The sequence below is a fragment of the Lactiplantibacillus garii genome, assembly GCF_003885105.1.
Classification (GTDB): domain Bacteria; phylum Bacillota; class Bacilli; order Lactobacillales; family Lactobacillaceae; genus Lactiplantibacillus; species Lactiplantibacillus garii.
Genome location: NZ_QWZQ01000040.1, coordinates 1 through 26,151 on the forward strand (window position 1 = coordinate 1; position 26,151 = coordinate 26,151).

The following is a 26,151-nucleotide window of genomic DNA, read 5'->3' on the forward strand; positions in this document are numbered from 1 at the left end:
ATTGAGACCTATACTAGTGATAATTTGAAACGGGGGCAAGTGCGATGTTACGTCAATTTGGAAAATGGATCATGTTAGTCGGAATGCTGTTAATCGGGTTAATCGGGGTGACCCGCACCGCCCACGCGGCCAGTGAAACGTCACTCGCTCGTGTGAAGGCCAAGGGTACGCTGGTCATGGGGACTTCCCCCAACTACCCGCCCTACGAATTTCAGGTCAACGAAAACGGCCAGTCCAAGATCGTCGGCATGGACGTCGAAATTGGTAAACAGATTGCCAAGGACCTGGGCGTTAAACTAGTCGTTAAAAAGCTGTCGTTTGATTCACTACTGCCGGCGTTAACGACCGGTAAAGTCGACATGATCCTGTCCGGGATGAGTCCGACCCCCGCCCGGCGCAAAAGCGTTGATTTTACCAACATCTATTACACCGAGGGCGAATCAATTCTGATCAACAAGACCGATGCCGCCAAGTACCAGACCAAGGCCAACTTTGCCGGGCAAAAGGTCGCCGCCGAAACCGGGACGCTGCAATACAATTTGATCAAGCAGCAGATGCCCAGCGCCCACTTAGTCGGTATGAGCAGTGCCGCTAACTTGATTTTGGCGCTGAAGACCCACAAAGTCGCCGCCGTGGTCAAAGGGACCGCTTCGGCCACCGCCTACGCCAAAAACGATCCGAGTTTAATGGCGATCAACGGCCACTTCAAAACCAGCAGCGCCTAGGCCGGTAACGCGATCGCCCTTAAAAAGGGCTCAACCAGTTTAAAAAACGCCATCAACCGCTCACTTAGCAAAATCAAACATCACCACATGATCGAACACCGGTACCTCAAAACGGCCGGCAAGTACTTAAAGGTCAACACCGCCGACACGTCGATGTGGCACTACCGCGGCGCCTTTATTAAGGGACTAAAGTACACCCTGCTGATCGCGGTGGTCGGCATTATTGGCGGCAGCGTGCTCGGCCTACTTTTGGCCCTGTTGCGGTTCAGTAACGTGGCGCCGTTACGCTGGTTAGCGACCGCCTACGTCGAGTTCGTCCGCGGCACGCCGCTGATGGTGCAGATCATGTTCGTGTACTTCGGGATTGGGATGCTAGTCGACGTGTCGGCGTTAACCGCCGGGATGATCGCCATCGTGTTAAACAGCGGCGCCTACCTCAGCGAGATCATCCGGGGCGGCATTCAGTCCGTCGATAGCGGGCAAACCGAGGCGGCGGCCAGTTTAGGACTTTCCAAAACGGCCACCATGCGTTACGTCGTTTTACCGCAGACGCTCAAAATCGTCTGGCCGTCACTGGGCAACCAGTTCATTAACCTGATTAAGGACACGTCAATGGTTTCAATCATCGGGGTCACCGAACTGATTTACCAACTGGGCATCGTTCAGGCCGATACCTACCGCGGCGTGGCGCCAATTGGCATCGCGATGGTCATCTACTTCGTCATTTGCTGGCTACTGACCCGCCTGCTCCACTACTACGAGCGGCGGATGAACCGTGGACAACAAACCATGCATGCATAGTCTTAAAACGACCGGTCAACGGAATTGTTGGCCGGTCGTTTTAGTTAATCAATTTGGTTTAGAGTTACTAAACTATCAACGGTCGCCAACACCGCGGCATCCGCGCTAAATTGCGGGTGCCAGCCCAATCGTTGTTGTGCCTGGTCAGTACTCACGTGGTGGTTAACGCGCATCATCAAGTTGGCTTCGCGCAACTGCACGCTAAGGGGCGCCAATAACCACACCACTCCGGTCGGCACCAACCGTTTAGTCAGTTGACTGGTTAACTCAGGCCGTTGCCTAGTCAGTAATTGTTGCAGTCCCCGCATCGTTACGGTCTGCTCCGCCACGGCCAAAAACCGGTGCCCGGCAGCCACGGGCGTTTGCATTGCTAACACGTGCAGTGCCGCCACGTCACGGACATCGACCACGTTTACGGCTAAGTTAGGCATGGCCTTGCCCGTTAATAACCGTTTGACCAGGTTAAAACTCCCGGAAACGTGCGGGCCAAACGCCGGTCCCAGCATGGCCCCGGCGTTCACGGTCACGAGTTCCAACTCGGGATGCTGTTTAATAAAATTCCAAGCCGCTCGTTCGGCAAGCAGTTTAGACTGTTCGTAGGCCGACAATCCGCGCTGATTAACGTCCGTCCAGTCAGCCTCGGTGACCTGGTCATCGGCTTTAAAGTGACTAAACCCGACCGCCCCTAAATTAGCGGTCATCACGACCCGGCGCACCCCGGCCTGAGCAGCGGCCGTTAAAATCCGTTTTATCCCGGTGGTCGCGGTTTGTTTTACAACCATACTAGTCCGGCGACCGTCCACGAACACGGGGGCCGCGACGCTCATTACCGTATCGACGCCAGCCATCACTTGAGCCCAATGTTCATCACGCGTTAGGTCGGCTTCAACGAACGCTAGCCGCTCTTGGTTGGCGACCCCGTGAGCCGCCAATGTCTGCCGGACCGCGGCCGTTTTGTTTAGCGCGCGCACCGTGGCCCGAACCGCGTAACCTTGTTTTAAAAGGGCTTCAATCACGTATCCCGCCAAAAAGCCCGTGCCGCCCGTGACCAATACCAATTCTTTTTCCATTTAAATCAACTTCCCGTCTTGTTTCTTATGAATGATTAGTTAATATGGACAGTATGCACCCTCGACCATACTCGAGGGCAAGAACGGAGTGAAAAAATGACTTACACGATCAAAGAAGTGGCGGAACGAACTGACTTTTCCATTTACACGTTGCGCTACTACGATAAAGCGGGCCTGTTACCGTTTGTCAGCCGCGACGCGTCCGGTTACCGCGCGTTTACCGACGGCGACCTTCAAATTCTGCACACGATTGCCTGTTTAAAGGACACCGGCATGAAAATTGCCGCCATTCGCCAATACGTGACTTACATTATGCAGGGACCCAGCAGCATTCCCCAACGCAAACAATTGTTAGAAGAGCACCGCCAAACCGTGCTGCACCAGCAGGCAGTGGTGGCACAAAGTCTTAAAGAAATCGATTTCAAACTGGCCATGTACAGTTCACCGCACGCCGCCGAACTAGTCGGTTTGGAATTGCAAACCGCGAAATCTCAAAAACGGGCCAGCCAGTTGGCCGACCCGTTTGAGGGGTAATATTTAGTCCGGCACGTTCGCATTTAAAACGCTAAAAGCGGGTCCCCCTCGTCAAAAACGACGAACGGGTGACCCGCTTAAATTAGACTTAATCAATCACAATTTCACTGGTAATTTGACCGGCTTCCGGGTCGGTCAGGTACTTCACACTACTACTCATCCCCACCTTAGGGGCACCCGCCTTCACCGTAACGGTAGACGCGGCGCTTCCAGGGTGTTTTTTGGTCGTTTGGTCAAACAGTTTAACGTCGGCCGTTGGTAAGTCCGCGGGCGCCACCGTGGCACTCGTGTGTTCATAGGTCGTAACGTCACCCTGCCCGATTCGAATCATCTTATCCTTACTGATGAAGAGGTAGAGGTAACCCAGACTATCCCCACTTGCCACAACCCGGTTGGTCAAGTGGTAACCAGCCTTGGCAGCGTTGCGTTTTTGTTCCGCGTAGGTCGTATTTTGGTTGAGCGACGTCAGTGAATAGGTCGCCAAATCCTGAACGGCCGAACGTTCAAAACTGTCGTAACGGTGCTGGTACAGGTAACCGGCTTTCACCATCATTTTACCCGTATCAGTCGCGCTGGTCGTCGTCTCCGGTGCGATCCAAGTCCCCGCCAAGTCGGCCGGATCAACGTGGCTCACCGCCGTTTTAGTTGCCGTGTCGGTATACTTAGTTCCCCGGTCAACGGTCGTCGGCGTATCGGCATCCCGGTACTCTACGTTAATTTCGTAGAGGTGGTGCCCACTCGCCACGAATCCCGTGCTAAGCGGTTCGCCGCCGTTTTTAGTTTCTAAAAAGACGAGGTCGGTCAGTTGGTGGATCTGAACGTCGGCGCCTAATTTTTTAAGCACTGCGTTGACCTGCGCCACGGAGACGTAGTGCACCGTATGTTGGTAGGACTTCATCACGTGCTTTAACCCGTCGCGTTTCCACTTGGCCAAACTAACCCGTTGGTAGTCGATGGAATTAGACGTAAACTGCCCCTTCGCGGTGGTCCAGCTGCTATCGGCCTGCAATTTAGAAACGACCGAAGTGGTCAACGTATCCTGCAGTCCCCGCTTAGTCTGCTTCGAACTAACGGCCTGGTCAAACACCCAGGTCTTCGACGCGGCCCGCGTGGCCTGCTGGGTATTTTTAACCACTGAATTGTCCGCGGCGGTGGCCTTAGACTTGGTTTTACTTGCCTGATTAGCGCCGCACCCGGCTAAGATCACCAGGAGGCTCGTAACCAGCCCCAAAATAACTTTACGCATAAAAACTCCTTTAATGGACAAATTTAAATCATGACCGTCACGTCCTAGCATACCAAACCATTGCCGGTAATTGGCAATGAATCTCCTTCACAGCCGGCCCTTAATAAAGAAGCCACCGCCCCGTAAGGTTCCCAGGCAGTGACGAGTAAGCTCCTGATTAAATTCTTAGTTAACCGTTAAATCGATTTTTTAATCCGCAGCTTGGGAGTTCGATCCCCGTTCATCCAATACCTGGGCCACGTTAATCGTTGGTAAAATAAATGCGGGGTAGTCGTTGGACGCGTTAGTGATACTCGACACTAGCGCCCGCACGTATGGGTAAAGGATCGCGACCGCGTTCTTTTTAACGAGCGTATCAACCCCGATGTGTCCCGTATCTTCGGTAGACTGATAACGAAACGTGCCCCGAACACTGGCCACCACGACAAAGGGCGCTGCAGTTCCCTTTAACGAGCCCACCCGAACCGTTACGGTTACTCCGATTTCATCCTGATTAAAAGTATTGCTAATCTCTACCTTAGGGTTCAAGTCAACTTCCCGCTTTTTTGCTTGGTACGTCCGATTTTTCTGATAACTTAATTCTTCAACCGAATAACCCTTAAATTCCAAAACTGCCATTACGCAACACCCCCAACGTATTTAAACCGATTCGTTCCCGCTTCGTTAGGCGTCTGATAAGTCGTTATCACCGTGTCTTGATACTTGACCTTTCCAAGTACCCGCGTTAGCGTCTCCCCGCTACTTGGAGCTACCGCGTACGAAGTCAGGTACCCTTGACGCTGATAATCCTGCTGCGCCTTTCTGAACGCCACTTCCTGTGCGAGGGTTTGAATCCGTTTATTATTCTCAATTTGTGAAACCTTGGCGTAGCTAATGCCCAACCGCTCCGCAAAATCACGTAAACTCAGTCCTAAGTTTGCCCGTAATTTTTTGACCTCCCACGGCTGCATAAACCCTTTGCGCTTTCGATAGGCGTTAAAAATCCCCCGAAAGTTTTCATTTGGATCCTCAAAGTCTAACCATAACTCGCCCTGAGCATCTTGCCAGTAATGATTACGAACCAAAAGATCCGGAACATCCTTAACTTTAACCACTTCGTATTTCCATACTTCGGTATATTCCGCGGTCGTATTTAGTTCCACGTTAAAAAAAATCTTTTTAATCACTGAGCACCCCTCCTGTTAATAGAACCACTGTTTTTCAGTACGACTTAAACGGGTAATGTAACGGATACTCGGCCGGATGAGTGGAAATCCAAAAGATGATATTTCCCCGTTTAATCTGAAACTTCAAATAACATTCGACTTCTTCAATGACCATTCCAAAAACCCAGATTGGTCCCGGAATGCCATTACGATCCGCTTCGGGGCCACTAACGTAGTCTTGCCACGTGATTCCGCAATAAATTTCATTTAGTATCTGATCTAAATCAATCCCCAACGCTGCCATTGCCACCAGGTTCTTGCCCCGATGACTAATTCGCCATTTATTCCTGTGTGCCTTAATTAAAGCAACTACCGCTTTAACCTGATCCGTTCGCCCCATTACAAACCAACCCACAATCGAATAGTTTATGGTAGTACTAGTATAGCATCTTTGTTACCCACGGGAAACAAAATAATCTGCCAACTAGTTGACCCTACCAGATAATTACCTTTAACTTAACACCCTGCAAAAGATAATATTACAAACAGTTGTTCCCCGTTGATTAATAAGACCGTTGGCTCCCAGCACGCCCAATTTTACGGGTAGGTCGGCACCACCTGTTAGCAAATCCTTATCATAGTTTAAGTTGACACCCACCAGCATTTATTCCCGCTATTAAACTTATTAATAACAAAGCGCCAATCAAGGTCCGTAATTTCCCTGAGCAACGCAAAAAAAACGGGCCCCACGGTCTGCTCGACTGTCGAACCCGTTAAATTGAATTGGCTGAACGTTCAAAGGCCAGCTTGTGCGACCATGGTATCCACGGTTAAGACTTGGCTGGTCACCGGTTGCGCGTACTGACCGAGCCAAGCTGACCACGCCTTTGAATCCGTCACGCGGTCGGTAGACTGCTGATAAGTTAAAAGCAGTAAACCACGCGCGGGTTGGTCCCTAAACGTCGCGGCATAGCCGGCGACGACTTGGCCGTGGTCCTGATCGAGTTTTGCCGTCAACCGGGCCTTAAACTCCGCTTGCCACTCTGGTCGGACCGTCAAGTCGAACATTAGGATTTGCTGGGTACTCGCCCCACTCACGTTCAATCCCGCTTGGGGACTGTTTAAATATTCCAATTGTAACTCATCCATGGCCTTACCGGTGACCACCGCTTGGGCCAGCTGGCCGTAGCGTTTAAACTGGGGTGAACGCGCGTGAAGCTGGTAACTAGCCTGATCACGGTATAGTTCAAAAACCACGTTGTGCGTGCCCGCGTCGTCCGCGTGGGTCGCAATCATGGTCAGGGTCCCCGGCTCGGTGGCTAAGGAGGTCGTCATATTATGGTTTCCTTCCGCGACGAAGCGGGCCCGGTCTACGGCACTTATTTCCAGCTGATACCGCCGAAAAATCATATCACGGTTCATTTGCATCACTGCCTCCCAACTTAATCTAACGCCGGCAAAGTCTTAATGACCTTGGCGGGGACGCCACCAACGACACAGTTGTCCGGCACGTCCTTCACCACCACCGCCCCGGCGGCAACGACCACGTTATTCCCGATGTGGACCCCGCCGATGACCGTCACGTTGCCGCCGATCCAAACGTCGTTGCCAACCGTGATCGGTTGGGTGTGGGTAATCAGGTAGTGACTACCATCCGGACGGACCCCAAAACGTTGGCGCGCGTCCAGTGAGTGTTGCCCGCAGTAAAACTTCGTATCGGGAGCGACAATCACCCGGTCACCCAGGGTAATCCGGTTGGAATCCTGAAAAGTACAGTTGCCGTTGATAAACACGTCGTCGCCCAGCGAAACGTGGTCACCGTAAAGGGCTTCAAAGTGTCCGTTTAACGTGACCCGCTGACCAACGTGGTGAAACAGCTTTTGGATGGCCGCTTGGCGTTTTTCTGGATCACCCGTGGTATTAATTGTTTCAACGAGGCGTCGGCCCTGGGCTAACAACGCCTGTAACTCGGGGTCGCGGTAATCGTAATCCTGCCCCGCTAATAATTTTTGGTGTTCGGTTAATTGCATTTAAAACGCGTCCTTTCATCGTCCCCGCCACCGTCTTGGTAACGAGTGTTTACTTCACTTTTACAATGTAATAGTCCATTCCACCGAGTGGGCCGTTACGGGACCCGAATCCTTAGCTCCCGTCAATCGTTATCATAATCCTTACGCCCTAACATGTAAAAGGCCTATAATACATATATATCAATCCATAAAATGAATAGTGAGGTCAAGTGATGGAAACTCGTATTTTGCACTACTTTTTAACGATTGCCCGGCTCGGTACGATCTCGGCCGCCGCCCGGGAACTGCACGTCGCGCAACCGACGCTCAGCCGCCAAATTCAGCAACTGGAGGCGCAACTGGGCCTGCCGCTGTTTAACCGTGAACGTCACCGGATGGTCCTGACCAAGGCCGGTCTAACTTACCAATTGCACGTCCAACAAATTTTAACGGCCCTCGAGCGCGCTAACCAACTGGTCAAAAACAGCAACAACGCTGAACTGACCGGCACCCTCAGCACCGGCTGCGTTGAATCCAACGTGACCAACTGGCTGGCACCCCGACTAGTCCACTTTCACCACGCCCACCCGCACGTCGTGATCGACACTTACGACGCGGACGGCAACGCCATTAAAGACCGCCTCGACCAGGGACTGTTGGAAATTGGCATTGTTTCAACACCCATCAACGCCGCCAAGTACCACGCCGTACGCCTGCCCGTTAACGACCGCTGGGGCGTAGCGGTGCCCGCGACGAGTCCTTGGACTAAACAAGCCAGCGTGGACGTTGCCGCACTAGTCAACCAGCCCTTGATTGTCCCGCACCGTTCACTGGTCAAAACGGAGTTAACCGACTGGCTACAGACCGGTGACCAGCCGCTACGCATCGTTGGTGAATACAACCTGTTGACCAACGCGGTCTACCTGGCCGCGGCCGGACTGGGGACCCTCGTTTGCATCGCGGGGGTCACCCTGCCACCCGACAGCGGCCTGACCTTCATCCCGTTTTTCCCCCAACACCAGCTCAAACACTTTTTGATCTGGCGCAAGGGCGTCCCGTTAAGCGCCCCGGCGCAGGCACTGATCACTTTTCTTAAATCGGAGATCACGACAAGCGTGTCCGAGTGAAATCACAAAACGACCGTTATTTCGGCTTCAAGCTGGAATAACGGTCGTGTTTTACAACAGAGTGTGCCAAAAGTCGGTTAGCTGGTGAGCCATTAACGGCGGATAGCGAATAATCCTGGGCTTGGATTGTTTGACATACGGGGTTAAGCGGAGCCCGCTGACTTTTGAAACCCGTTTCGACAATAATTGTGCGGAGATACGAACGCGGCTGTGACTTTTATCACAGCCTCAATTTTTACTTCGTTAACGGTTCTAATCCCAACATCTTGGCGGCGTTGCTGTACAGGATCTGGGCCTTTTCGGTGGACGTCAACGGCAGGTGTTCGATCGCAATCGCAATTTTGCTGCTGGCACCGACCGGTAAAATACCGAACGGCGCGTCGGTCCCAAACAACACGTGGTCCACGCCGAAGTAATCGACCGTGAGCCGCAGCGCCGAGGTGTTGCCTAAGATGGCGGTGTCCACGTAAAACTTATGAAAATCATCCGCCTGTGCTGACGTCATGATGGCGTTGATCCGACCAGCGAAAAACGGGACCATCGCCCCGGCGTGGTGCACGATAATTTTCAAGTGCGGGTAGCGCTGAAAAACGCCCGCCACCACTAAGTCGTGCATTGCCTGGGTCAGTTCGTATTCCCAACTGAACACAATGTTATTGTCGGGCTTCCGGTCATCAAAGACCGGGTGTAACCAAATCGGCAAGTCCAACTTGGCCGCGGTGGCAAACAACGGGTCAAACGTGGGATCGGCGATGCTGCGTCCCAGCGCGCGGGTGAACAACTGCACGCCCACCAAGTTTTGATTGGGTTTGACTAACGTTTGTAACATTTCCTGCGCGCCAAACAAGTTATTCATCGGCACCATCGCCACCGCCCCGCTAAACTGGTCCGCGTGGGCCTTAACCAGGTCCGCTAACTCTTGATTGGCATCCCGGCAGAGCGCCAGGGCCTGTTTCGGGCCCACGTAGTCCTCCGGGTTTAAATTCATCATACTAATAATCTGGTGGGTCGGGATGGTGCGGTGTTGTCGCCGATAATCGCAATCCACCAACGCCCGGTTATTGACGTAACCGGCTTTATCGGGAATGGACGGCTCAATTGCCAACATTTGCTGATAAAAACGCGGCGCCAAAACGTGGGCGAAAACGTCGATTGGAATTGCTTGTGCTAATGTCATTTATAGGACTTCCCCTCTCATGCACACCCTTGCCGCGGTGTTGCTTCACCTTCCATTGTACAATTATTTTACAAAATTGTTACAAAAAGGCCGTTGCCGATTTTCGCTTAACTTACCAACCCTCACGAGTGCACAAAAAAACCGGCCGCCACCGGTTTTCAAACTAATACTCTTCGAGATACAGAGTCGGGGTTGGAACCGCCGCGGTCGTTTGTAAAAAGGCCGCGTGAAATTCTAATCCGTCCTGCTTAATTAAGATCTGTTCTAACTCCTGATCCGAATACCGGTTTAAAAATCGCTTTAAATCCAGTGCGGTCAAGTGCTGATGATCGGCGTTACTAACCTGTACTAACAATGTAAAGCCCCCATTATTAATAATCTGTTCTCTAATACTGTACCGCAAACTAGCGTTTAATTAATAAATTTTCCATCAGAAAGTAAGCGCTCTACAACCTAATCATTTCATTATACGGCTGTTCAAGGTCATTATGCCATTAATTTTCGTTCAAGCCGCGATGAAAACTTGAAGAAACAACGACGCTCCCAAACGATGCCACTGATTCCCAACCTTTCTGCTACTTTTACCGTCTTTCTGAACACTCACCCAATTGCGGTCAACCGCCGATTCTGGTACGTTTAACCTGATAAACATCATTACCAATTAGGAAGCGAAAAATATGCAAAATACTTATTTAGGGCGGAGCGGCTTACGCGTGAGCCGCCTCTGTTTAGGCACCATGAATTTCGGGACGCGCACGAGTCAGGCCGAAGCGTTTAAAATTATGGACCGGGCACTGGAACTCGGCATTAACTTTTTTGACACCGCCGACGTGTACGGCCCCGCGAATCACCACGGACTGACCGAAGAAATCATCGGTAACTGGTTTGCGCTGGGCAACCACCGCCGTGAACGGGTTGTCCTGGCAACTAAAACCTACGAGCCAATGGACGACTCCTTAGCCGGGCCAAACGACGCCCGCGGCATCTCCGCTTATAAAATTTACCGCCACCTGGACGCTTCGTTACGCCGGTTGCAAACCGACCACGTTGAGCTCTACCAAATGCACCACGTCGACCCCCGCACCAACTGGAACGAAATTTACGGTGCCCTAGAAAACGTGATCCAGCAGGGTAAGGTTTACTACGTGGGTTCCAGCAACTTTGGTGCCCGCCACTTAGCTTACGCCAAGGCCGCCGCCGACAACCGTCACTTTTTAGGGCTGATTAGTGAACAACACCGCTACAACCTGCTCTGTCGTTTACCGGAACTTGAAGTTTTACCGGCTGCCCAAGAAATTGGGATGGGCGTTTTAACCTGGAGTCCCCTGGCCGGTGGTTTGCTCGCCGATCACCTCCTCAGCGGCAACCCCGACCCCCAAAGCCGGCGGGCCGCGGCGGTCAAAAACCTCACGGCCGCCCAACGCGTCCAGTTCCAGCGCTACGCCGATTTATGCGCTGACCTGGAGGAAAGTGAATCCACCATCGCACTGGCCTGGTTACTGGCCAACCCGGCCGTGACCGCGCCCGTCATCGGCCCGCGAACCGTTGCCCAATTAGAGCACCTCGTCCACGCCTTAGACGTACACCTGTCCGAAGACGTGTTGGCCGAACTCGACGAGATCTTCCCAGGACCCGGTGGCGCGGCTCCCGAAGCTTACGCGTGGTAAATTTATTCAGCTTTACGACCGTCACTGCGGTGTGCTCCGGCGACTGCAACAATTGACGTTTGCGACAATAATCCGTACAATACGGTTTATTGGTTTAAAATACGTGACCGCTAAATACGGTGGTTTTAAGGAGTTTTTTTACATGGCACAAGTTTACGTTGCAAGTCCCTTTTTCAGTCCCGAACAGGTCGACCGGGTCACCCGTTTAGAGCAGGCACTCGCAAAGAACCCAACCGTGAGGGATTTTTACTCACCCCGGTTACACCAAGACGCACAGGCTGAACAGTTCACCAAACCGTGGGCCACGGAAATCTTCAAACGCGACATGGCCCAAATCGCGGCGGCCGACGTGATCGTGACCGTGTTAGATTTCGAAGCTAAGAACCTCGACTCCGGTACGGCCTACGAACTCGGCGTGGCCACCATGCGCAACCTGCCGATCCTCGTACTTCAGGAAAAGGACGAAGCCGTCAACCTGATGATCACCGAAAGTCTGCACTACTACACCAAACGGGTCGCTGACTTCGAGACCTACGACTTTAACACCCTGCCCAAGGGCGACTTCGTGGGTGAAATTTTATAAAACTCATTAATAACGCCTAATTTTCCAGGGCTTTTGGCCACCACCGCTGCTAACTTAAAATCGGTGGTGGTTTTTAGGCTTGGCCGGCTTTAGACGGGACATTACCAGAATTTAACCCATTCTTTACAGTCCCTCAACCCGTGCCAGTTGCTTTTGACCTAACATGAAAGCAATCAAGTCAAGAAAGTGGGCGTTCATTTGGCCTTTCACTCAAAAAATCACCCCCAGTGGTCCCGGTCTAAAACCAACTTCAAACGGTGGTGGCGGGTGCGCGTGGGCATATTACAAAACCAAACCTGGATGACTACCCTGCTGCTGGCGATCAACGTGGCCGTATTTTTACTGGAAACCTTTGATCAACTCCAAATTAACGGTGACTTCCACATTGGTCCCCGCGTTTTACTGGACTACGGCGCGAGCTACACGCCCCTGATCAACGCCGGTGACTACTGGCGGCTGTGGTCCCCCATGTTTGTGCACTTAAACCCCTTCCACCTCGTGTTTAACATGGCCACCTTACTATTCGTCGGGCCACTGATCGAGCGGGAGGTGGGCCCGGTGCGCTTGCTGTGTGCCTACCTGTTAAGCGGGCTTGCGGGCAACCTGCTCAGTTACGTCATGTTACCGGAAGTGGCGAGCGCCGGGGCTTCCACCAGTTTGTTTGGGCTCACGGTTTACGCGGCACTACTCTTACCCCGGGCCCGGCGGCTGTTAATGGTCATCCTCGCTGCTAACCTACTCGTTAACTTAGTAGAACCAACCGTCGACATTTACGGCCACCTCGGCGGGTTAGCCGGCGGCGCGCTGTTGGCGGTCCTCATGTTTGACGTCGACGAGCTTGACCGCGTCCGCATCCCGTCCTGGTTACGTTCCAGTGTGGCACTCACCCTGACGACCGTGCTGTTTATGGTCACCCTTTTTTACGATTATCTGCCCTAATTAAAAATGACGCTTTCCCAGAAGACTTCGTTTTTCCGGAAAGCGTCATTTTTAATAGTTCAATTTAGTTGGCTACCAATCGTCTGACACCAAGCAAAGTACGGGGTATCCCGCGTCAACGTTTCAAACTGCGCGTTGGTCAAGTGTGGTAAGTCAAACGAACTGTTGGCGAGGCCTAACGGGTCCACTAGCGTTAAGTGGTAGTCGTGAACCCACGTTAACAGGGCCGGCAACACGCTTAGTTCGGTGTTTAAACACCGGTACGTTGCCCGCGGCGTGACGAGCGCCACCGTTAACGTGTAGCGGGCCTTCGTTTGCCGGCGGGGGCCAATTTCGCGGGTCTTGGAGCGCATTAGTCCTAACTGAACCGCCGTGATCACGTCCGGGAGCGGCGCCAATGTCTGAAAAACGTGCCCGTACTCGTCGGCTAAACTGACCCGGTTAGTCGTGATGGTGACCCGTCCGTGCGCCGCCGCGCCCTCACTGAGCGCCTTTAAAATAAACGGCGTGCGTTTGCGGGCGGTCGAATACTTCTGATTGGCAATGACGAACGTCATGTAAGCTGGACGGTCCGCAATGTTGGCCGCAATGTTAGTCACCGCGACCGGCATTAATTTTGGCATCGCTAACGCCCCCCCATTAATTTTGTGCGTCGTCCGTCGGCAAGTCGCCCTTGGTCAAATCGTGGGTCGGCCGGTAGAAGTTGCGGCCGTCCATCGCAAAGATCCGTTCGGTGTAAGTCCCGGGTTCGGCGTGGCCGAGCGACGTCTGCATCATTTGGATCGAAGCGTCCAGTTCATCAAGGTCGTGAAGAATTTCGGCTTCCATGATGTGGGGCCGAACCGGCGAACCGTATTCTAGTAACCCGTGGTGGGCCAAGATCATGTGCCGTAAAATCAACACCGACTCGGACTGTTCGTCAATTTTTAACTGCTGGCAGGCCTCAACAATTTTTTCGTCGATCAACACGATGTGGCCCACCAAATTACCGGCTAAGGTGTAGGTCGTGGAAACTGGTCCGGACATTTCAATGGTCTTGCCCATGTCGTGCAAAATGGCGCCGGCGTACAACAACGGCCGGTTAACGTGCGGGTACTGGTCGGCGACCGACTTCGCCAATTTTAAAATCGACAACGTGTGATAAGCTAAGCCGCCGGCAAACGCGTGGTGGTTCTTTTTAGCGGCCGGGTAGTTAAAGAAGTCCGCGTGAAATTCGGTCAACAGGTGCCGCACGATTCGGTTCCAGTTCGGTTCGGTAATCGCGAACACGAACTGGTTAACCTCGTCTTCCATCGTGCTGGTATTCAACGGCGCGTGTTCCACGAACTGGGTGACCTCCTGCGGTTCGCCCGGGTGGGTCAGGCGCATCTGCTGAATTTTAATTTGCGGATTACCCTGGTAGTTTTCGCGCTTGCCCTTCAAGTGAACGACGCGACCGGCTTGAAAGTGCTCCACGTCCTGATCACTGGCATCCCAAAATTTCCCGGAAATTTCACCGGAAGTATCCTGAAAGTTGATGGCTAAAAACTTCTTACCGTTTTTGGCAATTCGGACTTCGGAATCTTTTAACAGGAAAAAGCCGTCGACCGGCTCGTCCAGTTGATAATCAAATAATTTTTTTGCCATGTTGGTTCCCCCTAGCTTAATTCAAGGACCCGTGCCCGCGGTAATTGTTGCCGGGCCGCGGACTCGTTGGTGAAATAGATCAGCTGGTGCTGCTGGGCCACCTCACCCAGCAAGTCCCACGCCGCCGCGCGCCGCTGGTCGTCAAAGTTGACCAGCCCGTCGTCGATCATCAACGGCAACTGGGCCTGTTCACCCAGGTGGACGATCAGCGCCAGCCGCAACGCTAAGTACAGCTGTTCCTTCGTCGCCGTTGAGAGCGCCGCCACCTCAAAGTGGACGCCGGCCGTCGTGGTAACTCGCAACTGATCACCGTTTAAATCAATGTTATTATACCGCTTTGCCGTTAAACGCGCGAAGTTGGCGGCGGCCAAGGTCAAAACGGCCGGTAACTGCTGATTGGTCAACGTTTGCAGGGCTTCATCGATCCAGTTGGCGCCCAGTTGCCGGGTCACCCACTGGCGCGCCAGCACGGTGAGCTCCGTTTGCAAGTTGGCCTGTTGCTGGCGCAACGTGGCGTAACGGCCGTCTTCGGTCAACCGCTTTAGTTGGGTCTGCGCGGTCACCAGTGCCGCCGTTTGCCGGGTCAGCTGCATTTGGGCGTCACTGAGCTGCTGCCGCACGCCACCGATGGCCGTTTGCAGGTCGCTCACGCTGTCGTACGGTTGCAGTGCCGCCTGATCACTAGCCGACAACTGTTGCTCGAGTTGACTGACCGTTGCCGCGTCGCGGGTGGCACTCGCCTGGGCGTCAATCGCCGCCGTCAAGTCATCGCTGCTGGCCAAATCGTTTTCTTCCGCTAACCGTTGCAAGTGGTTGGTCACGTCCCGGACTTGGGCGGTCAGTTGCTGGACTTGACGCTGCGTGTAGGCGAAGTCCGGCCCGGCCATGCTCTGCTTTTGCAGTAGTTGGTGCACTTGTTCGTAAAATTGTTGGACCCGTTTAACGCTTAGCGCCAACTGTTCGGGCGCGACCGGAATCCAACCGGCCGCAAACTGGTAATCCTGCAACGACTGCCAAACACGGCTGGCCTGTGTGGCGGCGTGCTGTTCCGCGGACGTGACCGCCGCTTGGGCGCGTTGCAGTTCGGCAATCCATTCCAGCCGTTGCCGGGTCGCTTCAATCGACAAGTCGGCGGGTAAGCCGGCGGCCGTTAACGCGGCCCCGAGGTCGGGCTGGGGTGCTGGGGCGGGCGCCTGGCTTTGAGTGATCTCATCGTAACCAAACCAGCCTAACAAGCCAAAACCGGCGATGGCGAGGAACCACTTAAAGGCGCCGAGTGGCAAAAGCAGTCCGGCCACCACGCCGATCCCCCCGGCGACGAGCCGCCAGTCTAACTGGCGTTGCTGCTGGTGCTGTTGGCGTGACGCCGGTTGCCAGCTGGCCGCGGTCCGCTTGAGTGCCGCCACCGCTTCACGCTTGGTCGGCGACAGGCAGGCCGTTAGTTCCGGGTGGGCCTGAGTTTGCTGATCGTACGTTGTTTGCGCATGGTCGACCTGTTCCGTCAACGCCTGGTACTGTCCAAAGGCTTGTTGGAGGGGCGGTAACTGCCCTTCCAAAGTCTCAAATTCGGTTTGGTGCTGGACGTAAAAGCCGAGGAGTCCCTGCGACTGGTCGTCCACCGGCTGGGTACTCAGCTGTTGACGCGCGCCGGCCAAACTGCGCTGCAGCTCGCTGCGTTGTTGGGTCAACTCCCGCACCCGTTTGACGGTCGCCGGCGTCAGCGGTGCCGCTTGGGGTACCGCCTGGGTCCGCAACTGTTGCAACTGGGCGTAGACCGGCCACTGGTTCAGTAAACTGGTCAGGTGTTGCTGCTGCGCGCTGAGCTGGTTCACGGTCTGTTCGGCCGCCGTTTGCTGCTCCTGCAACGTCTGAATCTTAGCTTGTAAGGCTAAGTAGTCCGGATAATGCTGCTTAGCCGCCTGTACCTGCGTTTGTAACTCGTGGTAGCGTTGCAGTGCCTGGTTGAGTTCCGGCTTGCGGCCGCGCGGTTTATACAACTCGTCGGCGCGCTCCCGCAACGTCTGAGCAGTGTCCCGCCACGGCGCGCTCCCCACCAGACCGACCTGCTGCAACTGGGTATTTAAATCGGTCGCGCTGAGGGTTTTTAAGGCCCCCAGTTCGGCCTGGTTAAAGGTAAATAGCTGTTTGTACTGGGCCAGGTCGTACGGCGCCAGCCAGTGTTCGAGTAGTGTCAGTGGTTGTGGCGCCTGAGTCGTCAGGTTGATCAGCGTGGCCGGCTGGTCGCCGAGACGTGTCAACCGGTACAACACGTCGTCCACGACTAGGTCTATCGAGCCCCCGTACTGGCTAGTTTCCCGCGGTTCGTAACGTTCCTGCGGGTACCGGCGGGAGGGAAAACCGAACAGCATCCCTAAGATAAACGCCCGTAAGGTGGACTTTCCGGATTCATTATCCCCGTAAACGACTTGCAGGCCGGCATTCAGGTCAAAACTCTGCTGGTGAAATTTACCGAAACCAGCAATTTCAAGGTGTTTAATCCACATGGTTCGCGCCCCCCGTCGTTAAGTGGTACTGGTCCGTCAGCAGGCGCATCACTTGCGCTTGCCACTGTTCCGGCGTGGTGTCTTCCAACAACGCCGTGTTTAAAAAGGCTTCGTTCAGTAAGTTGCCCGCCAAGTCCGCGATCGCCGTGGCGGTCACGACTTGTTGCCCGGCCGCTTGCCAGGTCGCCGCGTTGACCCCGAACTGGGGCGTCGTGGGCGTTGACGCGGCCCGCTCGATTTGAACGGGCCACCAGTGCGCGTTGGCCTTGGCCCGCAACTGCGCTAACAGCGCGCCCTGTGTGAGGGCCAGTTCCGCCCCTTCATCTAAGTGCACGCTGGCCGGCAGTGTTAAACTGACTAGTTGCAAGCCGTGCGTGGCCTGAGCGTTCAGTTGGTCGCTTAACACGCTCAGCAGGCTGGCCCGTGAATAGGTCCCGTCTAAGCTGACCGGCCAGTCGGTCCACACGATGTCGGTTAACGCTTTAAAGGTCGGGACTAACTGGTGATCGCCCCGACTCGTGACGATCAGGGCGCCCTTTGCGCCGGTCTCACCGCGGTGGCGGCCCTGCAGATTGCCGGCGTACACGACCGGCGGCTGGGCGTTTAAAGTTTGGCGCTGGTGAATATGGCCGAGTGCCCAGTAGTCGTAGTGCTTCTCCAGTAACTCGCCAACGCTAAACGGCGCGTAGTGGTCCCCCGCCTGACCGACCTGCCCGTGCAGTGTGCCGACGTGGTAGTCTTCCGTACTGGTTTTGAGCGGGTAGGCCGCGGTCGGGTCGGTTGCGACCCAGCGCTGGCCATAGCTAAACCCGCTGACGGCGACCCGTTCCTGGGCACTGGTGGTCAGTGTGACCGTTTCAACTTGCGGCCCAAAAACGTGGACGTTGGCTGGAAAGTGCCAAGTCGTCAGGTCCGGCTGAAAGTCGTGGTTCCCAAACGACAATAGGACCGGGATCTGAACACGGTGCAGCCGTTCCAGTTCGCTCATCAAAGCCGCCTGCGCTTGCACGCTTTGCGCCTGGGAATCAAATAAGTCGCCGACGAGCAGCACGAAGTCGACTCGCTCGTCTAACGCCAGGTCCACTAAGCGGTGCAGCGCGGCTAACGGGGCCTGGATCAGGCGTTGTTGTAAGTCTCCCGGCAGGTCGCTCAACCCTAAAAACGGGGTATCTAAATGTAAATCCGCAGCGTGTAGAAATTTCATTGTTGCCTCCATAAAAAAAGGGCCAATCACGAAAAAAGTTTTCCGTCATTGTCCCTTTCGCCCTTAATTAATTAGTTGCGGTAAAGTTCTTGTACCGGTTTCGTAATGATTTGGTTCAAATCATTCATTAACTGGTTTAAGTTGCGTTCCTTACCCATCAAGGCTTTGATTTCATCGACATTGCCAACTTTGTCCGCCAGATCATGTGCTTTTTGAACTTCTTCGTCGGAAAGTTCTTCACCGTTCATTTGCTTTTGGGAAAGTTGCATTTGCACTTCCTGAAAGTCTTTGAAGAGGTCAAACGCACTTTGATTAGCTTGCATCGTGGCGTAAGCCGCTTGTAATTCCTTGTATTCTTTAGTTTGGCGTAAATCTTGTTCTAATTGGTTTGCAGTATCGTAAATATTAACGGCCATCGTGGTTCCTCCTCGAAGTATGTGTCACCATTATTTTAGCATTATTAATAATTTTTGAATAGCACCAGTCTTAGTTTCCGATTAACTTCTTCGCCTGTGAGAACCAGTTCTTGGCGGTATCCTTAACGGCTTTGCCGACGTCACTGGCGCCCTTTTCGACGTTATCCCAAACGGAACTGCTGCTGGAACTATTACTATTATTATTAGCCGCCTGGTTCGCCAACGTCGCCGCGTCCTGCGTATCAAAACTCGTATTCTTAGTATTGGGCAGGATGTTTTGTAATTCGTTTTTAAACAGGGACGACAGTTGGTTTTCCGACAAGCTCTTTAAATAATGGGTACTGTTGGTAGTATCAAACCCGATCCAGGTCGTGACCACGATGTCCGGCGTGTAGGCGATCATCCACTGATCCTTGGTCCCGGAACCGGTACTGTAATCGGCCTGGGTACTCCCGGTCTTGCCGGCGACCTTGTAGCCGTACGGTTTGGCCGCCGCCCCGGTCCCGGTGTTGTAAGTGCCCAGCATCATACTGGTCATTTCCTTGGCCACGCTGCTGGACATGATTTTTTTACTCTTAGTCTTGGTGTTATCGACCACGACGTTGCCGCTGGCGTCCACGATCTTGGTGATGAAGTGGGCGGTGGTCTTCTTCCCACCGTTGGCAAAGGCGGTGTAGGCACTGGTCATTTGCACCGGCGAGACCCCGGAAGTTAAGCCACCGAGGGCCAGTGCTAAGTTGTCATCGGACTTGGTGACCGGCAAACCGAACTTCTTGACCGACTTATACCCCTTGTTAACCCCAATCTTATTTAACAACCACACGGCCGGAATGTTCATACTTTGGGCCAGCGCGTTGTACATTGGTACCGACGACGAGTAAACGTTGTCGTAGTTTTTCGGCGCGTACTTGTTGGCGCCGAAGGTCTGCTTTTTATTCGATAAACTAGAGTCGTACGTGTAACCGTTTTGTAAAGCCGGCGTGTAGACCGCTAACGGTTTGATGGTCGAACCGGGCTGCCGTTTGATCTGGGTCGCGCGGTTAAAGCCCCGAAAAACGTGCTTACCGCGACCACCCACGACTGCCAGCACGCCCCCGGTCGACGGGTCGACCGCGATCGACGCGCCCTGAACCTTAGTCCCGTCGGCGGCGTTGGCTGGAAACAGGCTGCTATTTTTAAACGAGTCCTGCATCGCGGTCTGCTCATTCTGGTTTAAGGACGTATAGATCTTATAACCGCGGTTCATGATGTCCGACTCGGTCAAGCCATACTTGTTGATGGCCTCGTCGATCACCGCGTCAAAGTAGTACGGGTAGTTATAGCCGCTTTCATAGTGGTAATTATCATTTAGCGTCATCGCTTTTTTAGCGAACACGTTGGCTTCACTTTGCGACAACTTTTTGTTGGCGACCATGTTGTTGAGCACCACGTTCCGCCGGGCGGTTGAAGCCTTCGGGTGGTTGATCGGGTCGTAACCGCTTGGCGAACTGAGCATCCCCGCTAGCGTCGCGGCCTGGTCGACGGTCAGTTCCGAGGCGTGCACCCCGAAATAGCGTTCGGACGCGTCTTCCGCGCCCCAAACCCCGTGGCCAAAGTAGGCGTTATTCAGGTACATTGCCAGGATCTGGTTCTTCGAGTACACGTTTTCGGTTTCAATCGACAAGAAGATCTCGCGCAGTTTCCGTGAAAAGGTCTGCTGTTGGGTCAAATAAGCGTTTTTAACCAGTTGTTGGGTCAACGTACTCCCCCCACCACTGATGTAGTCGCGTCCCAGCAGCTTGTTCATCACGAGGAGCACGAACGCCCGGCCAATCCCCTTGACTGAAAACCCGTGCTCACTGTAAAAGTTACGGTCTTCGGTCGAGATGACGGCGTTTTGTAAATTTTTCGAGATCTTACTCAAATGGACGTAGGTCCCCTTTTGGGAATACAACGACCCCGCCTTCTGATTACTACTATCGTAAATCGTGGTGGTTTTTTCGAGTTCTGCTTGTAAGTTGCCAATTTTGGCCGTCTTAGCTTCAAACGTTAAGTAGGCACTCCCAATCAGGATCACCGTTAAAATGAGCACGATCAGCCAGCGCGTCAGTTGCCGCCGGTGCCACTGGTACCCCAGGGCCGCCGTGAAGCGTTGCCAGTACGGGTGCAGCCAGTGACCAATGACTCGCAAGCCATCTTTGATCGTGGCCCAAAAACCATTTTTTTGCATAATCTTCCCCTTGTTCAGCCGGTGTCGCTGCTGGTTAAACTAATCAGCGCCCCGTTAATTAACGGAACCAACACCCGCGTTACTTGTTAGCTCTGATAATTGTATCATAAATCCCCGGTGCGCCACTTTTAGGGACGAACCTTGAACAAATCTTCAAAATTAGGTGGCCGTTAACCGTTCACCCGGTCACGTAAAAGCAGCGTCAAAAAAAGCCCAAGACTGGGTTGCCTTGGACGTTATTTCCGACGCACACCGCGCCGGTTCGCGTTTAATTCATTTTGCTGCTGCTTAAACTTTTCAAAGGTGGCGTCGCGCTTTTTTTGATTATTGCGCGGCGTCCGTTTCTTGGTATATTTCATTTAAAACATCTCGCTCTCAACTTAATTGTCTAGTCCTAGAATACCGTGTTGGCCCGTAATTTGCAAAAAAATCGCCGGCAAGCGGCGATCCGTAATGCTTTAAAGTTCGTCTTCGTTAGCCACGTGACTGATCAGCAAGCTGTGAAACTGCTTGGCGACTTCCACGCTGGGGCTGATTACAAAAATCGTGTCGTGCCCGGCCAGGGTCCCGCTGACTTCCGGCATTTTCAAATCATCAATGATCGCCGCCAGTAAGTTTCCGTTACTCGGCAGCGTGTGGATGATGTTCATGAATTCGACCCGGTCAACGCCGACCACCACGTCGTGCAAGCTTTCAAACAAACGGTCCTGTTCGTTTTTGCTGTTGGCCTTAAAAATCGAATAGCGGGCCTGGCCGTGTTCGTCGGGCGTTTTCACGATCTGCATTTCACGGATGTCCCGCGAGATCGTTGCCTGGGTGGCGGCAATGCCCTCCGCCTTCAACTTGGCCATCAATTCTTCCTGGGTGGCGATTGGGTACTGGTTGATCAGCTGCTCGATGGCCGCCTGACGATCGGTTTTTTTCATTTGCGGGACCTCCCCTTCATAATTATGAGACCATTATAGCAAATATTCATTCACGTAACTACGCCGTTTCCACGAAAAAAAGCATAAATTCCCAGTTTGTCAGGAAATTATGCTTATTAAGTCGGTGTATAAGAAATGGTTATCTAATCAAACTGCGTTAAGTAATCCCCTAACAACCGCAGTCCCCGTTGTAACGTTTCGGTATCGGTGCAGTAGCCTAAACGGGCGTGGCCCGGAATGGCAAACCGCGAGCCCGGTACTAACAAAACGCCGGTGTCGCGTAACAGGTTCAAACAAAAGGCTTCGTCCGCTAACGGCACGGCCAACTTGATACACGAGACCGAGATTCCGTGCGGCGCGATCAAGCTGACCCGCGGCTGGGTGGCCACCCAGTCCGTTAAGAGCTTTAGATTACGGGCCACGATTTGGCGGTTGCGTTCTAAAATTTCCGCGCGGTGTTGCAAAATCAGCACGGCCAGTTGGTCGTTCACCACGCCGCCGCAGATCATCGTGTAGTCGCGGTACTTACGGAACCGGTCCGCCAAGTCGGCGTCGGGCGTGGCCGTCCAGCCGATTCGAATCCCGGGTGCCGAGTAAGTTTTGGATAGACTGTTAACAGCGATCCCGCGGTCGTACAGGTCGGCGATCGACGTAAACGGCGTCCCGTCTAACGGCTCGTAAACTTCGTCGGCTAACACGTAGGCGCCGACCGCTTGGGCCACGGCCACGACTTGTTCCAGCATGGCCCGGTCCAATAAACCACCGGTCGGGTTCATGGCGTTATTTAGCAGGATCATTTTGGTGTTCGGCCGAACCAACTGCCGAAGCTCGTTGATGTCCGGTAACCAGTCGTGGTCCTCTCGAATGTGCCAGTAGTCGACCGTCGCCCCCAGCGACTTAGGAATGTCGTAAAGCTGTTGGTAGGTGGGATACAGGGCGATCACGTGGTCGCCGGGTTCCACCAAGCTATAAATGGCCAACTGGTTGGCGCCGGTCGCGCCGTTAGTTTGTAACACGTTTTCCGGCGGAACTTGCGTATATAAGCCGCTCACTAAGCGTTTAAATTTGGGGGACCCCTCAATCCAGCCGTAGTCTAAGCGCGACTGGTTTAACTGCTGATAAAATTGCTGACCACCGTGACCGTCTAAGCTGGTCACTTCTGCCATGGTCAGTGCCGAAACTGAGCTCTGACTAATATCGGTCGTCGCTTCCCTTTCGTGGGCGTTGAGCCAAGCTTCAACCCCAAATCCGGCAATTTGCATGTGCCATCGTTCCTTCCATTAAAAAAGTCCAATAGCCTTAGCATACCGATTGTCGGTAGCAACTGCAACTAAATTTTCGTGACGAAGGTCGCCAGCAGCTTAACGCCGTACAAAATGATCACGGCCCCGCACACCCGGTTGACCCATAGGAGCACCCGCGGTTGCATTAAGTGTTTGAACTTGCTGATCAGCGTGGTCAACCCAAAGAACCAGACGATCGACGCGATGATCACGCCAACGATGAAAAAGTGGCTCAGCGCCGCCGGAATCGAGACCCGAAAAGCCGCTAGTAAAACCGAGCCGTCAATGATGGCCTGCGGATTAAGCCACGCCACCGAAAAAGCCGTGACAACGGCCGCCTTGTACGAAAACTCGGCGTCCATCGTGCCCATCGCTTCCTCCTTGGCCCGTAACAGACCCCAGCCAATGTAAAAGACTAGTAAACTTCCTACCAACAACACGGCTAGTTCTAACCACGGCGTTGATTGTAAAATTTTGCCGACCCCGTAAAAGCAGGCGAGCGACAACGACGTGTCAAAGGCGACCACGATCAGCGCCACCCGCAGCGCCCGTTTGAGCGGCTGTTCAATTGCCGTGGAAACCACGAACAAGTTCTGCATCCCGATTGGCGCGATGTAGACGATTCCGAATAGTAATCCTTGTAAAAATACTTGCATCATTTTTGACCTCCCGTACCAACCAATTAAGCGGTCGTGATTAATTAAATGCTTAACTGGCTTTTAATCCAGAGATGATTATAATGGAGATAATTAATTTTGTAGCCAACCAATTTAGAACTTTTTACCCAACCAGCGGGAGGTTTTTCGATGCAAACGCTTAACGTCAATTGGCAGCCGGATAAAACCGCGGCCACGCCGATCTACCAACAAATCACCAACTATTTTCAACACCAAATTGCCCGCGGCGACTGGCCGGTCGGGGCCAAATTACCGTCGCAGCGCAAACTCGCCGAGGCCTTCGGGGTCAACCGCAGTACCCTGATCACCGCCCTCGACGAACTGATTGCGGTCGGGCTGATCACCAGCAACCCCGGTTCCGGGATGGTGATCTCGGGGAACCACTGGTCAAGTTTACTGGCCGAACACGTCAACTGGTCGCAGTACGTCAAGGCCGGCCAGTTCAAACCCAACTCGCACGCCTTACAAAAGATCAACCAGTTTGAAACCGACGCGGTCATCCGCCTCAGTACCGGAGAACCGGCCCCCGAACAGTTTCCGCGGGCTTTGTTTCAAAAGGCCTTCGCCCACCTCGGTCAAAATCTAACCAGCTTAAACTACACCGAACCGGCCGGCATCCTGGCATTGCGGCAACAGATTGCCAAACACCTGGTGAAAGTCGGCATCCACACCCAACCGGAAAATATTTTAATTACGTCCGGGTCGCTGCAAGCCCTGCAACTCGTCTCGATGTCGCTGTTTCCGGCCAATGCGACCATTTACACCGAGGCGCCGACCTACGTCAAATCGTTACACGTGTTTCAGTCGGCCCAGACCCACCTGACCGGGATCCCGATGGACAGTCAGGGACTCGCGTACTGGCAAATGACGCCCCCCGCCAAGGACGAGCACGCCATTATTTATTCAATTCCGACCTTTAATAACCCGACCGGGATCGTGATGAGCGCCGAACGCCGGCAACAAACGTTACAGTACGCGCAGGAACACCGCCTGCCGATTTTGGAAGACGCCGCTTACCAGGACGTCTGGTTTGATCAGCAACCGCCGCAGCCCCTAAAGGCCCTGGACACGACCGGTAACGTGATTTATTTCGGCAGTATTTCTAAGTCCCTCGCGCCCGGTCTGCGAATTGGTTGGACGGTGGCGGCTAAACCGGTGATTGACCGTTTAACCGACGTCCGCATGCAGACCGACTACGGGGCCAGCTCGTTGTCACAACTAGTACTCGCCGAAATTTTAGCCGACCCGGAATACGAGACCTACCAAGCCAACTTCCGGAAAGTACTCGCCAAAAAGGCCGCCGCGGCGCAGGCCATTTTGCATCGGTACTGGGACGACTTTGCCACCTGGCAGGCTCCGACCGGCGGTTTTTACCTGTGGGTCCGGCTCGCCGACGCCATCAACATCCCCAAGTTGTTCGACCTGGCGACCGCCCGCAACGTGTTATTCAACCCCGGCAGTATTTACGACTTCGCGCCCAACCAGTACGTCCGCCTGAGCTTCTCCTACGAATCCAGCGAGCGTTTTGAACGCGGGATTCAAATTTTGACCGAACTGATCCACGCAAATTTCGCCGTCTAAACTTTATTCAAACGTGACAAGGGACCACCCTGACAGTACCAACTGCCGGGGTGGTCCCTTGATTTATTTTTTAATTAATACTGGTAATCGTACTGGCCCGGATCAAACAACACGATGGCCGTCACCCGGTCAGCGCTACTAAGTCCTAACAGTAACTTAGCGTGGCGCCGTTTATCAACGTACTCCGCGACGCGCCCGTAGCGTTCGGTGTCAAACGTGACGTACGCCCGGCCCAGCAACCGTCGGACCCGTCCAAACGGCATCCCGAGCATTAACCCGTTATCAAACCGGATTTGCTGACGACTAACTTGGTTCAGTAATTTTAAACTGACAACCCGCTGGTGCGCACCGGTGGTCACGTAAGCCGCTCCGTCACCGTGCTGGTCGTATTCCTTTAAATGAGCCGCATCAGCACTGATCCGTTGATAGCCAGTTCGTCGGGTAAATGGTTGGTGCAACCCCAGTTGTTGGTAAGTACACCGCCTTAAATCGGTACTTCTCACCGTGCTGGTTTCCACGGCCACTCTAACCACGTCCCGGTAAGCCCATCCCATCACGATTACAAACGTTATTTATTAACTATTTTATACTTTAACAAATAAAGTATTTTTGAACAATCCGGGTTATTTACTTACACGGTAGGAAAAATTAAGTAAAATGTCCATTTTTGGTCAAATTACTTCATTTACTTTTGACTTGAAA

26 protein-coding genes and 1 pseudogene are annotated in these 26,151 nt (G+C 53.5%); 7 read left to right on the plus strand and 20 right to left on the minus strand.

The annotated features are described in order from the left end of the window. The first annotated feature begins 44 nt into the window (after nucleotides 1-44). Nucleotides 45-1,526: pseudogene (locus tag D1831_RS10840) on the plus strand (ABC transporter substrate-binding protein/permease). A gap of 44 nt (nucleotides 1,527-1,570) precedes the next feature. Here D1831_RS10840 and D1831_RS10845 read toward each other — a convergent pair. Continuing rightward, a complete protein-coding gene (locus D1831_RS10845) occupies nucleotides 1,571-2,596 on the minus strand; it encodes an NAD-dependent epimerase/dehydratase family protein (protein ID WP_125072949.1) in 1,026 nt (341 codons plus the stop codon). Between the two features lie 96 nt (nucleotides 2,597-2,692). On the opposite strand from D1831_RS10845, the gene D1831_RS10850 reads away from it, so the two are divergent. After that, on the plus strand, nucleotides 2,693-3,130 hold the full coding sequence (locus D1831_RS10850; RefSeq protein WP_125072950.1) for a MerR family transcriptional regulator: 438 nt from the start codon (nucleotides 2,693-2,695) through the stop codon (nucleotides 3,128-3,130). A gap of 88 nt (nucleotides 3,131-3,218) precedes the next feature. Here D1831_RS10850 and D1831_RS10855 read toward each other — a convergent pair whose 3' ends face one another. From D1831_RS10855 to D1831_RS10880, 6 genes are all read right to left on the minus strand, one after another. Then, nucleotides 3,219-4,376, minus strand: coding sequence for a hypothetical protein (locus D1831_RS10855; RefSeq protein WP_125072951.1), 1,158 nt, complete (start codon nucleotides 4,374-4,376; stop codon nucleotides 3,219-3,221). 189 nt (nucleotides 4,377-4,565) lie between these two features. Then, nucleotides 4,566-4,994 carry a protein-export chaperone SecB gene (locus tag D1831_RS10860; protein WP_125072952.1) on the minus strand — a complete coding sequence of 143 codons (429 nt, stop codon included), beginning with the start codon at nucleotides 4,992-4,994 and terminating at the stop codon, nucleotides 4,566-4,568. Further along, on the minus strand, nucleotides 4,994-5,542 hold the full coding sequence (locus D1831_RS10865; protein ID WP_125072953.1) for a helix-turn-helix domain-containing protein: 549 nt from the start codon (nucleotides 5,540-5,542) through the stop codon (nucleotides 4,994-4,996). The genes D1831_RS10860 and D1831_RS10865 overlap by 1 nt, the downstream gene beginning before the upstream one ends. Before the next feature lie 34 nt (nucleotides 5,543-5,576). Continuing rightward, entirely contained in the window at nucleotides 5,577-5,921 is a 345-nt protein-coding gene (locus D1831_RS10870; protein ID WP_125072954.1) for a hypothetical protein, read from the minus strand. 395 nt (nucleotides 5,922-6,316) lie between these two features. Next, nucleotides 6,317-6,949 (minus strand): putative quinol monooxygenase, encoded by a 633-nt coding sequence (locus tag D1831_RS10875; protein ID WP_125072955.1) that lies wholly within the window; start codon nucleotides 6,947-6,949, stop codon nucleotides 6,317-6,319. A gap of 14 nt (nucleotides 6,950-6,963) precedes the next feature. Further along, nucleotides 6,964-7,551 carry a maltose acetyltransferase domain-containing protein gene (locus D1831_RS10880; protein ID WP_125072956.1) on the minus strand — a complete coding sequence of 196 codons (588 nt, stop codon included), beginning with the start codon at nucleotides 7,549-7,551 and terminating at the stop codon, nucleotides 6,964-6,966. Between the two features lie 212 nt (nucleotides 7,552-7,763). Between D1831_RS10880 and D1831_RS10885 the strand changes: the two genes are divergently transcribed. Beyond that, complete coding sequence (locus D1831_RS10885) at nucleotides 7,764-8,657, plus strand: LysR family transcriptional regulator (protein WP_125072957.1); 894 nt, start codon at nucleotides 7,764-7,766, stop codon at nucleotides 8,655-8,657. A 235-nt stretch (nucleotides 8,658-8,892) separates the two neighbouring features. Here the strand turns inward: D1831_RS10885 and D1831_RS10890 are convergent, their stop codons facing one another. Both D1831_RS10890 and D1831_RS10895 read right to left on the minus strand, forming a co-directional pair. Next, entirely contained in the window at nucleotides 8,893-9,834 is a 942-nt protein-coding gene (locus D1831_RS10890) for an amidohydrolase family protein (protein ID WP_125072958.1), read from the minus strand. 163 nt (nucleotides 9,835-9,997) lie between these two features. Then, a complete protein-coding gene (locus tag D1831_RS10895; RefSeq protein ID WP_125072959.1) occupies nucleotides 9,998-10,189 on the minus strand; it encodes a hypothetical protein in 192 nt (63 codons plus the stop codon). Nucleotides 10,190-10,511: 322 nt separating this feature from the next. On the opposite strand from D1831_RS10895, the gene D1831_RS10900 reads away from it, so the two are divergent. The 3 genes from D1831_RS10900 (at nucleotide 10,512) to D1831_RS10910 (ending at nucleotide 13,023) form a co-directional block, all read left to right on the plus strand. Further along, the gene (locus D1831_RS10900; protein WP_125072960.1) at nucleotides 10,512-11,501 is read left to right on the plus strand and encodes an aldo/keto reductase; all 990 of its coding nucleotides are present in this window, start codon (nucleotides 10,512-10,514) and stop codon (nucleotides 11,499-11,501) included. A 142-nt stretch (nucleotides 11,502-11,643) separates the two neighbouring features. Next, a complete protein-coding gene (locus tag D1831_RS10905; protein ID WP_125072961.1) occupies nucleotides 11,644-12,084 on the plus strand; it encodes a nucleoside 2-deoxyribosyltransferase in 441 nt (146 codons plus the stop codon). Between the two features lie 273 nt (nucleotides 12,085-12,357). Beyond that, a complete protein-coding gene (locus D1831_RS10910; protein WP_125072962.1) occupies nucleotides 12,358-13,023 on the plus strand; it encodes a rhomboid family intramembrane serine protease in 666 nt (221 codons plus the stop codon). A 59-nt stretch (nucleotides 13,024-13,082) separates the two neighbouring features. Here D1831_RS10910 and D1831_RS10915 read toward each other — a convergent pair whose 3' ends face one another. The 10 genes from D1831_RS10915 to D1831_RS10960 form a co-directional block, all read right to left on the minus strand. Beyond that, complete coding sequence (locus D1831_RS10915; RefSeq protein WP_125072963.1) at nucleotides 13,083-13,646, minus strand: hypothetical protein; 564 nt, start codon at nucleotides 13,644-13,646, stop codon at nucleotides 13,083-13,085. Nucleotides 13,647-13,662: 16 nt separating this feature from the next. After that, the gene (locus tag D1831_RS10920) at nucleotides 13,663-14,649 is read right to left on the minus strand and encodes a 3'-5' exoribonuclease YhaM family protein (protein ID WP_125072964.1); all 987 of its coding nucleotides are present in this window, start codon (nucleotides 14,647-14,649) and stop codon (nucleotides 13,663-13,665) included. Nucleotides 14,650-14,660: 11 nt separating this feature from the next. Then, complete coding sequence (locus D1831_RS10925) at nucleotides 14,661-17,153, minus strand: ATP-binding protein (RefSeq protein WP_125072965.1); 2,493 nt, start codon at nucleotides 17,151-17,153, stop codon at nucleotides 14,661-14,663. Next, nucleotides 17,143-18,357 carry a metallophosphoesterase family protein gene (locus D1831_RS10930; protein WP_125072966.1) on the minus strand — a complete coding sequence of 405 codons (1,215 nt, stop codon included), beginning with the start codon at nucleotides 18,355-18,357 and terminating at the stop codon, nucleotides 17,143-17,145. The genes D1831_RS10925 and D1831_RS10930 overlap by 11 nt, the downstream gene beginning before the upstream one ends. 71 nt (nucleotides 18,358-18,428) lie before the next feature. Then, nucleotides 18,429-18,773, minus strand: a complete 345-nt coding sequence (locus D1831_RS10935) for a YlbF family regulator (RefSeq protein WP_125072967.1) — start codon at nucleotides 18,771-18,773, stop codon at nucleotides 18,429-18,431. Between the two features lie 70 nt (nucleotides 18,774-18,843). Beyond that, nucleotides 18,844-20,982, minus strand: coding sequence for a transglycosylase domain-containing protein (locus D1831_RS10940; protein WP_125072968.1), 2,139 nt, complete (start codon nucleotides 20,980-20,982; stop codon nucleotides 18,844-18,846). A 236-nt stretch (nucleotides 20,983-21,218) separates the two neighbouring features. Next, entirely contained in the window at nucleotides 21,219-21,341 is a 123-nt protein-coding gene (locus D1831_RS14855; protein WP_125072969.1) for a hypothetical protein, read from the minus strand. Nucleotides 21,342-21,440: 99 nt separating this feature from the next. Further along, a complete protein-coding gene (gene argR / locus D1831_RS10950) occupies nucleotides 21,441-21,908 on the minus strand; it encodes an arginine repressor (protein WP_125072970.1) in 468 nt (155 codons plus the stop codon). A gap of 143 nt (nucleotides 21,909-22,051) precedes the next feature. Beyond that, entirely contained in the window at nucleotides 22,052-23,170 is a 1,119-nt protein-coding gene (locus D1831_RS10955; protein ID WP_125072971.1) for an aminotransferase, read from the minus strand. A 68-nt stretch (nucleotides 23,171-23,238) separates the two neighbouring features. After that, nucleotides 23,239-23,847, minus strand: a complete 609-nt coding sequence (locus tag D1831_RS10960; protein ID WP_125072974.1) for a LysE/ArgO family amino acid transporter — start codon at nucleotides 23,845-23,847, stop codon at nucleotides 23,239-23,241. 150 nt (nucleotides 23,848-23,997) lie between these two features. Between D1831_RS10960 and D1831_RS10965 the strand changes: the two genes are divergently transcribed. Then, entirely contained in the window at nucleotides 23,998-25,449 is a 1,452-nt protein-coding gene (locus tag D1831_RS10965; protein ID WP_125072972.1) for an aminotransferase-like domain-containing protein, read from the plus strand. Nucleotides 25,450-25,523: 74 nt separating this feature from the next. On the opposite strand, the gene D1831_RS10970 is transcribed toward D1831_RS10965, so the two are convergent. Beyond that, nucleotides 25,524-25,973: a hypothetical protein gene (locus D1831_RS10970; RefSeq protein WP_125072973.1), complete on the minus strand. Its 450-nt coding sequence runs from the start codon at nucleotides 25,971-25,973 to the stop codon at nucleotides 25,524-25,526. Nucleotides 25,974-26,151 lie beyond the last annotated feature (178 nt).